We start from the raw sequence: 7,934 nt of genomic DNA on the forward strand, positions 1-7,934 counted from the left end.
TTTAATTTGTTGTTGTAATTATTTAGCAATTGGTGCAATGCAAAGGTACAACTTTGCATATGTGCTAAACGAATCAAAAAGCACTCTAAGTTTGTAGCACCTAAGTTTAGGAAGCGCCAACAACGATGAACTTGAGAATGCATTCACGCAAAAACGATCACATTATACACATTGACATCAAGCAGATGCTATTGCATCCGATATGATACCAAGTGATTTATCAACATTATCGCTATTCAACCAAGTTAAATCATTCCAGCTGCGTAACCAGGTGATTTGACGCTTGGCTAATTGACGGGTTGCACAGATTCCACGGAAAACCGCTTCATCTCGGGTGCAGTTACCATCCAAATACTCCCACATCTGTCTATAACCTACGCAACGGATTGAAGGAAGATCAATATGGAGGTCTTTACGCGCATACAGCGCCTTTACTTCACTTTCAAATCCTGCCTTCATCATTTTATCGAAGCGTAATTCAATTCGACGATGGAGTTCTGCCCTATCCTTGGGGACTATTGCAAACTGCTTTACACTATATGGCAAAGGTTCGCCTTTCGTCTGTGTTAATTCTGTTAAAGTTTTACCTGAAATACGAAAGACTTCCAGCGCACGAGATAAACGTTGAGGATCATTAGGGTGAATCCTCGCGGCTGATACCGGGTCTATCTCGCTAAGTTCATCGTGCAACACCGACCAGCCCTTAGTCAATGCTTCTTGCTCAATTTGCTGACGAATCTCCGAGTTTGCAGCCGGAAGAGGTGATAACCCTTCAAGTAACGCCTTATAGTACAGCATGGTTCCACCAACCAGCAGCGGAATTTTTCCTTGTTGAACAATTTCAGCCATTGCCTGTAAGGCATCACGTCGAAAATCGGCTGCTGAGTAGGCTTCCTTAGGATCGAGCAAGTTGATCAAGCGATGAGGAGCAAGCGCCAACTCGCGCTCATCTGGCTTTGCTGTACCAATATTCATATCTTTGTAGATCAAAGCTGAATCTACACTGATAATTTCAACCGGATATTTTTCCCGTAAACGTATTGCTAACTCCGTCTTCCCTGATGCGGTGGGGCCCATCAAGAAGAGAGCCAAAGGTAATTTATCTGTCATGGTTTTAATTTGGCAATAGTGGAAGAAAAGTCAACAGCGGATACAAACTCTGTATCCTCCAATGGTAATACACCATGTTTGAGCTGCTCAATTTCTGCAATAATTTGAATTGCTTCAGAAAGAGTATAATGGTTCTTCACCGTCGTAACCTGAATAGCAAGCCAATCGATAAGCTCAGCCATGATAACGCCTTCTGCGACGTTCTCTCTCTTTATTCGCGTTTGCGCGTAAGATAACAGATCTGGGATTAAAGATTGTAAATTTTGTTGTCGCAAAGGCGAAGGGACACCCATAACCATCACTGACTTATCATTACGCAGCTTAAGCTGAATACCAAGTTGAGCAAAGCAGCGCTGATGTGTTGTCACTAAGTTGAGTAATTCAGGCTCTATTTTTATCGATAGTGGCACCAAAAGAGGCTGCGCCTTTAAGGGCTCATGAACAGGGGTAAGCTGTCCTTGCGTTCGATAAAACTCAGCTTTCGTGAGTGCGACTAAAGCGACCCCATGACTACTGCTCATTAGCACAAACTGTTGATCCACAATGGCTAACGCTTTACCCAATTGAGTAAGCGCTGGTAAAGACTCGTTTGAGGTTAACGGTTTCGGTACTCGCCGTTCAGGGGCCGACGGTTCTGAAGCAGATTGTTTAGACGCTGACTGTTTAGATGCTAGCTGTGCTGGAACATTGTCGTTATCCTCTGGAGTTTGTAATAACTCCTGATAAGCACGCACTTCTTGTTGGCTTGGTGCTGGCTCAGTGTATCGTTCCTGCTGAGGTTTCTGTTTTAAAAGCGGCTTAGACTCAATCCAATCGGTCGTGGTTATCCTCTCTGCTGTGTCAGATTCTCGAGCTGAAAAACGGTTGCCGCTTTCAGCTCTAGGGTTGGTTTCATAATCGTTGCGTCCAGGATAAGCCGGAGTATCATTAATTGCTTGATAGACCTGCTTAGGAACAGACTGTTCAGTCACCTTTTGTGGTTCAGCATGCTGCTCATCGGCAGATGGCTCACAAGCATAATGAAATGCGGACTCATTAACTTGTGGAGTATCGACAACCGAACCTTGGGCTAAAGCATCAGCAAGCGCTTGATAGATAAAATCGTGCACTAATCTGGCTTGGTGGAAACGCACTTCATGCTTCGCAGGATGAACGTTGACATCCACTTGGTGAGGATCCAATTCTATAAACAACACATAAGCGGCAAACTGCTCTGGCTTAAGACTCATCGAGTAACTCTGACGAATCGCGTGATTGATTAACTTGTCACGCATCATCCGGCCATTGACATAGCAGTATTGTAAATCACTTTGCTGCCGAGCACCTTCTGGTGTGGTTATCCAACCATGCAGCTTGAGACCTTGATGCTCCAACTCAATTCGCAGCATATGGCGAACAAAACCATTACCGCATACAGCCGCGATACGCTTTTCCATTTGCAATTGATTGGTTGCCGCTCGATATTGGCGGACCATTTTACCGTTGTGACGTACATTAATCGTCACATCAAAACGACTCAAGGCAATCCGTTTTAGCAGCTCATCAATATGAGTAAATTCTGTTTTTTCAGTTCGCAGAAACTTTCGGCGTGCAGGAGTATTAAAAAACAGATCCAACACTTCTACCGATGTCCCGATAGGGTGTGCTGTTGGCTGTAACTTTACTTCCATATCCCGCCCTTCGGAGTAAGCACTCCAAGCTTGCTCCTGAGTCGCGGGACGTGAAGTTATGGTCAGGCGTGATACCGAGCTGATACTTGCGAGAGCCTCACCACGAAAGCCTAAGCTCATGATGGCTTCAAGATCATCCAAGGTGTGAATTTTCGATGTCGCATGGCGACTAAGCGCTAAACCTAATTCATCTTTAACAATACCTTTACCGTTATCCCGAACACGAATTAGCTTAGCGCCGCCTTTTTCGATATCGATATCGATACGGGTGGCACCAGAGTCAAGACTGTTTTCAACCAATTCCTTGACCACGGAGGCGGGTCTTTCGACCACTTCTCCTGCAGCAATTTGGTTGGCTAATCGAGCCGGTAAAATCTTAATCGTCATGATAGGTTTAAGCTCATCTAGTTGTTAGGAATAATCAGAACCTGTCCAACATGTAACGTGTCTGAACGCAATTTATTGGCCTTACGTAAACTGGCCATACTGACACCATATTTCTTCGCAATTTTGCCTAAATACTCACCGCGGGCGACTTTGTGCTTTTGCACAGGCTTATCTTTGACTGCCACGGTGATTTTTAGTTTCTTTCCAACCCACAAGGTATCCGACTTAAGATTATTTTCTCGGCGGATATCTGCGACTTTCACTTTGTAATGACTGGCAATCTTTCCTAAAAACTCGCCAGATTTAACGGTGTGTATAATCGTTTCTGTTCTCACCGAGCTACGCTGAGCTGGTACTGCAGATGGTGAAGAAGCACCAGCAAAAATTGTGAGTTTTTGCCCTACTTTTACATGACTGGATTTGAGGTTGTTTTCACTCATGATCGCTTTTGTCGATGTGCCATATTTCTGAGCAATGACCGATAGGAACTCTCCACGCTTAACCGTATGTACAATTGGCTTGTGTGTTGAAGAGAATACCGTTCCTTCTGGAGGGTTCTCTTTTAAGTATTTCACTACCGCTTTTGTTATCGCACTGGCTAATTTATCTTGGTGTGCACGCTGAAATAGTAGCTTTTCTTCTGTTGGATTAGAAATGAAGCCCGTTTCAATCAATACCGATGGAATTTGAGGTGAGCGTAACACCGCGAGGCTAGTATTAATGGGTTTCGAGTTATGTAAGCGCGCCACTTTCCCCATTTCACCTAAAATCTCTTTCGCCAGTTTATAGCCTTCCTTCTGAGAGTGGCTAAACTGTAGGTCTAACAAGGTTTGGTTAACATTTTTATCTTTCGTATTGCTCACGAAAGCAGTACCTGAACCGCCTAAGAGTTCTGATTGTTTCTCGTGGTTTTCAACCCAACGAGCAATTTCTGTATTGGCTCGACGCGTGTTCAAAACAAATACAGAACCTCCACGAGGCTTCGAAGAAGTAAAAGCATCAGCGTGCACGGAGATCAGTAAGTGGGCATCATTTTCACGGGCGATGGCGACACGTCGGTTCAAGTTGACAAAGTAATCACCAGAGCGCGTCATACGAGTTTTAACGCCTGGCACAGCGTTCAATTTAGCTGCCAGCTTATGAGCAATGCTCAATACCGCATCTTTTTCATACTTACGACGAGATGGACCAATCGAGCCAGGATCTTCACCACCATGCCCTGGGTCAATCACAATTAAAATCTCTTGCCCTCGTTTGACACTGCTCATGTCTTTGCTTGGCGTTGTTGTATTCGATGATTTTTCCGTTTTCGGCTTAACGACTTTTTTGCCATGTGGTAAATCAACCACTAAACGATGACCGTACTGACCTCCTGGAGTAGGGTTAAGCGTAAAAAGCTCTGCATTCGCCGCTTGCTTCAGCTCGAAGACCAAACGATAGGTCCCTTTAGCTGGAGGTGTACTCTTGCGAACACGCTTTAAAACTGGGCTTTCAGTAACATTTAAAGGTAACTTCGCTTGCATGGTGGTATTTTTCAAATCCACAACAAGACGATCAGGGCCAGAAAGAGAAAAGTAGGAGTAATTCGCTTCTGAGCTCAAATCAATGACAACACGAGTTTCATCAGGTGAAGGCCAAACTCGAAAACTTTTAACAACGTTAGCTAGCACCAAGTGAGGAATAAGAACAAAGGCAGCAGTAAATAAAGTCACTGCAGCTCTAAATTTTGAGAAAATCAACATAGCTCCAACAAACTTAGTAACTGTATTCCGTAATCATTATTCGCCGTTAGCTCAGCAACCCTTTGCTCACCGACATAGCGTATATTCACGTCTAAATCTGGCTGTGGTAATAAACCCTGCCCTTTTTCAGGCCACTCCACTAAGCAAATAGCATCATGTGTAAAATAATCGCGAATCCCCATAAACTCCAGTTCTTCAGGATCAGCTAGCCGATAAAGGTCAAAATGGTAAACCTGAAATGCATCCAATTGATAAGGTTCTACCAAAGTATAAGTTGGGCTTTTCACATTAGCTTGATGACCAAGAGCACGAATAAATCCTCGACTAAACGTTGTTTTGCCCGCCCCTAAATCACCATGTAAATAAATGGTTGTTTGCTGAGAACACACTTGAGCTAATGCCGAACCCAAAGCGACTGTTTCATGCTCATTTTTAAGATTAAATTGTTTTGTGTTCATTATTGCTTCTCTGACTGATGCTCGTCGACTGTAAAAAATCAAAATAACAAGAATAGTAAACTGTGTTGGTTTTGATAAACAAGCTCTCAAATGTCATATATATAAAAAAAGTACAGAAAAAGTCCAAATCTTCTTTTTTATCGAAGATAAATCGATCATATATTTCAACTCAGCACGTTGATTACTCTTATTTGCTAGACTTTCTAGTGGCACCCTCTTATCAGATCCGTTAAGATGCGCCCCCTTTTTCTTGGTGATATAACATGGATTACACACAACTCGCACATCAAATCAAAATCTGGGGCAAAGAACTTGGCTTTCAGAAAGTCGGTATTTGTGATGTTGATCTTAGTGAACATGAAACAGCCTTGCAAAGGTGGTTGGACTCCAATTACCACGGCTCTATGGATTGGATGGCTCGTCATGGTATGATGCGGGCTCGACCAGAAGAGCTTTTACCTGGAACTATTCGTGCGATCAGCGTACGTATGGATTATTTACCACCCGAAGCCGGATTCGCCACGAATTTGGCCAATCGCAATCATGGTTACATTAGCCGTTATGCGCTAGGACGTGACTATCACAAGCTGGTAAGAAAACAACTCAATAAACTTGGTCAACGTATCGAAAAAGAAGTAAAACAACTCGGTTACCGACCTTTTGTCGATTCAGCACCTATTCTAGAAAGACCACTGGCTCAAAAGGCTGGGTTAGGTTGGACGGGCAAGCATTCTCTCATCTTAGACAAGGATTGTGGATCATGGTTTTTCCTAGGTGAACTACTGATAGACCTGCCTCTGCCAGTTGATCCACCCAGCCAAGACCAATGTGGCAAATGCAGCTCTTGCATTACCTCTTGCCCAACTCAAGCCATTGTGTCAGATAAAGTTGTTGATGCTCGACGTTGTATTTCTTACCTCACCATAGAATTTGATGGCGTTATTCCTGAGGAATTTCGCAAACCGATTGGTAATCGAATTTATGGTTGTGATGATTGCCAGCTTGTTTGCCCATGGAACCGCTTCGCAAATATTGCCGAACAAAAAGATTTCCATCGCCGTAATAGCCTTCAAAATCCCGACCTTATTACTCTATTTAACTGGGATGAAGCTACCTTTCTAAAATCTATGGAGGGCTCAGCCATTCGTCGTATTGGACACGTTCAATGGCTACGAAATATCGCCATCGCTTTAGGTAATGCTGAATACAGCCAGAAAGCGATAGAATCACTGGAAGCACGACGCGGGCACAGCAGTCTTCTAGATAAACATATTGAATGGGCTTTAGAACAGCAAATTAAGCAACTTTCATTCAATCGTACCGAGAGCTCAGACACCAAACAGCAACGTTTGATAAGAATCATCGAAAAGGGATTACCCAGAGACGCATAATTTTTATTGACGCATCAGTCTTAAGTTCATTGATAGCTTTCAATGAATGCAAAACTCTTTAATTATTACAAAATGGTGTGTTTTATTGATACAAAATTGGAAGTTTTTGAACATAAGCAGGCCATTATATTGCTCTTATTTATTCAATGTGGAAAAAAAGATACCAGATTAGAAAAAATAGGCTACTGAAAAAAGTTAAGCACAAGAGAAACTGATGATTAAGATCAAAAAAAAATCCAGTAAAGATCTTAGTTATATGATTTTTTTTAGCAAGAAATAATATTTAATCGATTTATAACAATAACTTAAAGGGAAAAATTAAATTTTAGCCTTTCTATTAAATTGTAAGATCATTCACCAGGTTTACATTTATCCAAAAGAGAAAACACTTTATCAACCAACTTATCCACAGATTGAGTGCTGTGGGTAACTCTGTTAATAAAAAGTTGAAAGGCACTCAGAAACCCATATATTCAATGCTTGATTAATATAAACATGTTTCAAAATCGAGTGGATAAATCTGCTATTAAATCCTGCAGAACGACACCTATTGTTGGGGATAATGCTTCTCAGCATGATGAAAGAGCAATAGTAAGCTAGCGATACTGGCTTTAGGCACATTACTTAGGCCTTAATGACCTATAAATAAGCCCCTTTATCGCTCAATGCTTATTATTTATAGCGCGCTGAATACCTTAATTTACAAGTACGGTAAGAGCTGCTTCCTCATACAAAAGTTAAGCAACCTATACTATAGGGCTCTTTTCGTACTTATTGAGGGGGTATAGCGATCCTGATGATGAACATATACAGGAAGTTGTTAAGTAAGAACTGCTATCTAAATTATATTCTCACTTAATACATTGGAGCGACACACGAGGTTCGAACTCGTGACCTCAACCTTGGCAAGGTTGCGCTCTACCAACTGAGCTAGTGTCGCATATTCTCATAAGAGAATGGGCTGTGAAACTAAGACTCTATCTGGTTCCACATCCTTAGAAAATCTAAATGTTATTAAAAATAACTATTAGACTATCTAGAATTTGGTTGCGGGGGCCGGATTTGAACCGACGACCTTCGGGTTATGAGCCCGACGAGCTACCAAGCTGCTCCACCCCGCGTCCGTAATCATTGTTAAGCACAATGAGAGCTATTACCACATATCAAAAAGAAAGT

5 protein-coding genes and 2 tRNA genes are annotated in these 7,934 nt (G+C 42.3%); 1 reads left to right on the forward strand and 6 read right to left on the reverse strand.

The genetic code is table 11. From position 1 onward, the window contains the following. Positions 1–177: 177 nt before the first annotated feature. Genes miaA through tsaE form a run of 4 tightly spaced genes read right to left on the reverse strand, consistent with a single transcriptional unit; the run spans position 178 to position 5,367 of the window. Positions 178–1,110, reverse strand: a complete 933-nt coding sequence (gene miaA / locus VSA01S_RS14695; RefSeq protein ID WP_039980039.1) for a tRNA (adenosine(37)-N6)-dimethylallyltransferase MiaA — start codon at positions 1,108–1,110, stop codon at positions 178–180. After that, a complete protein-coding gene (gene mutL, locus VSA01S_RS14700) occupies positions 1,107–3,167 on the reverse strand; it encodes a DNA mismatch repair endonuclease MutL (protein ID WP_039980038.1) in 2,061 nt (686 codons plus the stop codon). Before mutL ends, miaA begins: the two co-directional genes overlap by 4 nt. 17 nt (positions 3,168–3,184) lie before the next feature. Next, positions 3,185–4,909 carry an N-acetylmuramoyl-L-alanine amidase gene (locus VSA01S_RS14705; RefSeq protein ID WP_039980037.1) on the reverse strand — a complete coding sequence of 575 codons (1,725 nt, stop codon included), beginning with the start codon at positions 4,907–4,909 and terminating at the stop codon, positions 3,185–3,187. Further along, positions 4,903–5,367, reverse strand: a complete 465-nt coding sequence (gene tsaE / locus VSA01S_RS14710) for a tRNA (adenosine(37)-N6)-threonylcarbamoyltransferase complex ATPase subunit type 1 TsaE (RefSeq protein ID WP_039980036.1) — start codon at positions 5,365–5,367, stop codon at positions 4,903–4,905. The genes VSA01S_RS14705 and tsaE overlap by 7 nt, the downstream gene beginning before the upstream one ends. A gap of 263 nt (positions 5,368–5,630) precedes the next feature. On the opposite strand from tsaE, the gene queG reads away from it, so the two are divergent. Then, positions 5,631–6,758 (forward strand): tRNA epoxyqueuosine(34) reductase QueG, encoded by a 1,128-nt coding sequence (gene queG, locus VSA01S_RS14715; RefSeq protein ID WP_039980035.1) that lies wholly within the window; start codon positions 5,631–5,633, stop codon positions 6,756–6,758. Between the two features lie 864 nt (positions 6,759–7,622). Here queG and VSA01S_RS14720 read toward each other — a convergent pair. Further along, positions 7,623–7,698, reverse strand: a tRNA-Gly gene (locus VSA01S_RS14720). A gap of 104 nt (positions 7,699–7,802) precedes the next feature. Next, a tRNA-Met gene (locus VSA01S_RS14725) sits at positions 7,803–7,879 on the reverse strand. Between the last annotated feature and the right edge of the window lie 55 nt (positions 7,880–7,934).

Origin of the sequence: Vibrio sagamiensis NBRC 104589, assembly GCF_007990935.1 — a bacterium.
Lineage (GTDB): Bacteria > Pseudomonadota > Gammaproteobacteria > Enterobacterales > Vibrionaceae > Vibrio > Vibrio sagamiensis.

What these genes read in the sequence shown, in the direction of transcription:
- miaA (WP_039980039.1), bottom strand. Translation starts at nt 1,110, where the DNA reads ATGACAGATAAATTACCTTTGGCTCTCTTCTTGATGGGCCCCACCGCA.
- mutL (WP_039980038.1), bottom strand. Translation starts at nt 3,167, where the DNA reads ATGACGATTAAGATTTTACCGGCTCGATTAGCCAACCAAATTGCTGCA.
- VSA01S_RS14705 (WP_039980037.1), bottom strand. Translation starts at nt 4,909, where the DNA reads ATGTTGATTTTCTCAAAATTTAGAGCTGCAGTGACTTTATTTACTGCT.
- tsaE (WP_039980036.1), bottom strand. Translation starts at nt 5,367, where the DNA reads ATGAACACAAAACAATTTAATCTTAAAAATGAGCATGAAACAGTCGCT.
- queG (WP_039980035.1), top strand. Translation starts at nt 5,631, where the DNA reads ATGGATTACACACAACTCGCACATCAAATCAAAATCTGGGGCAAAGAA.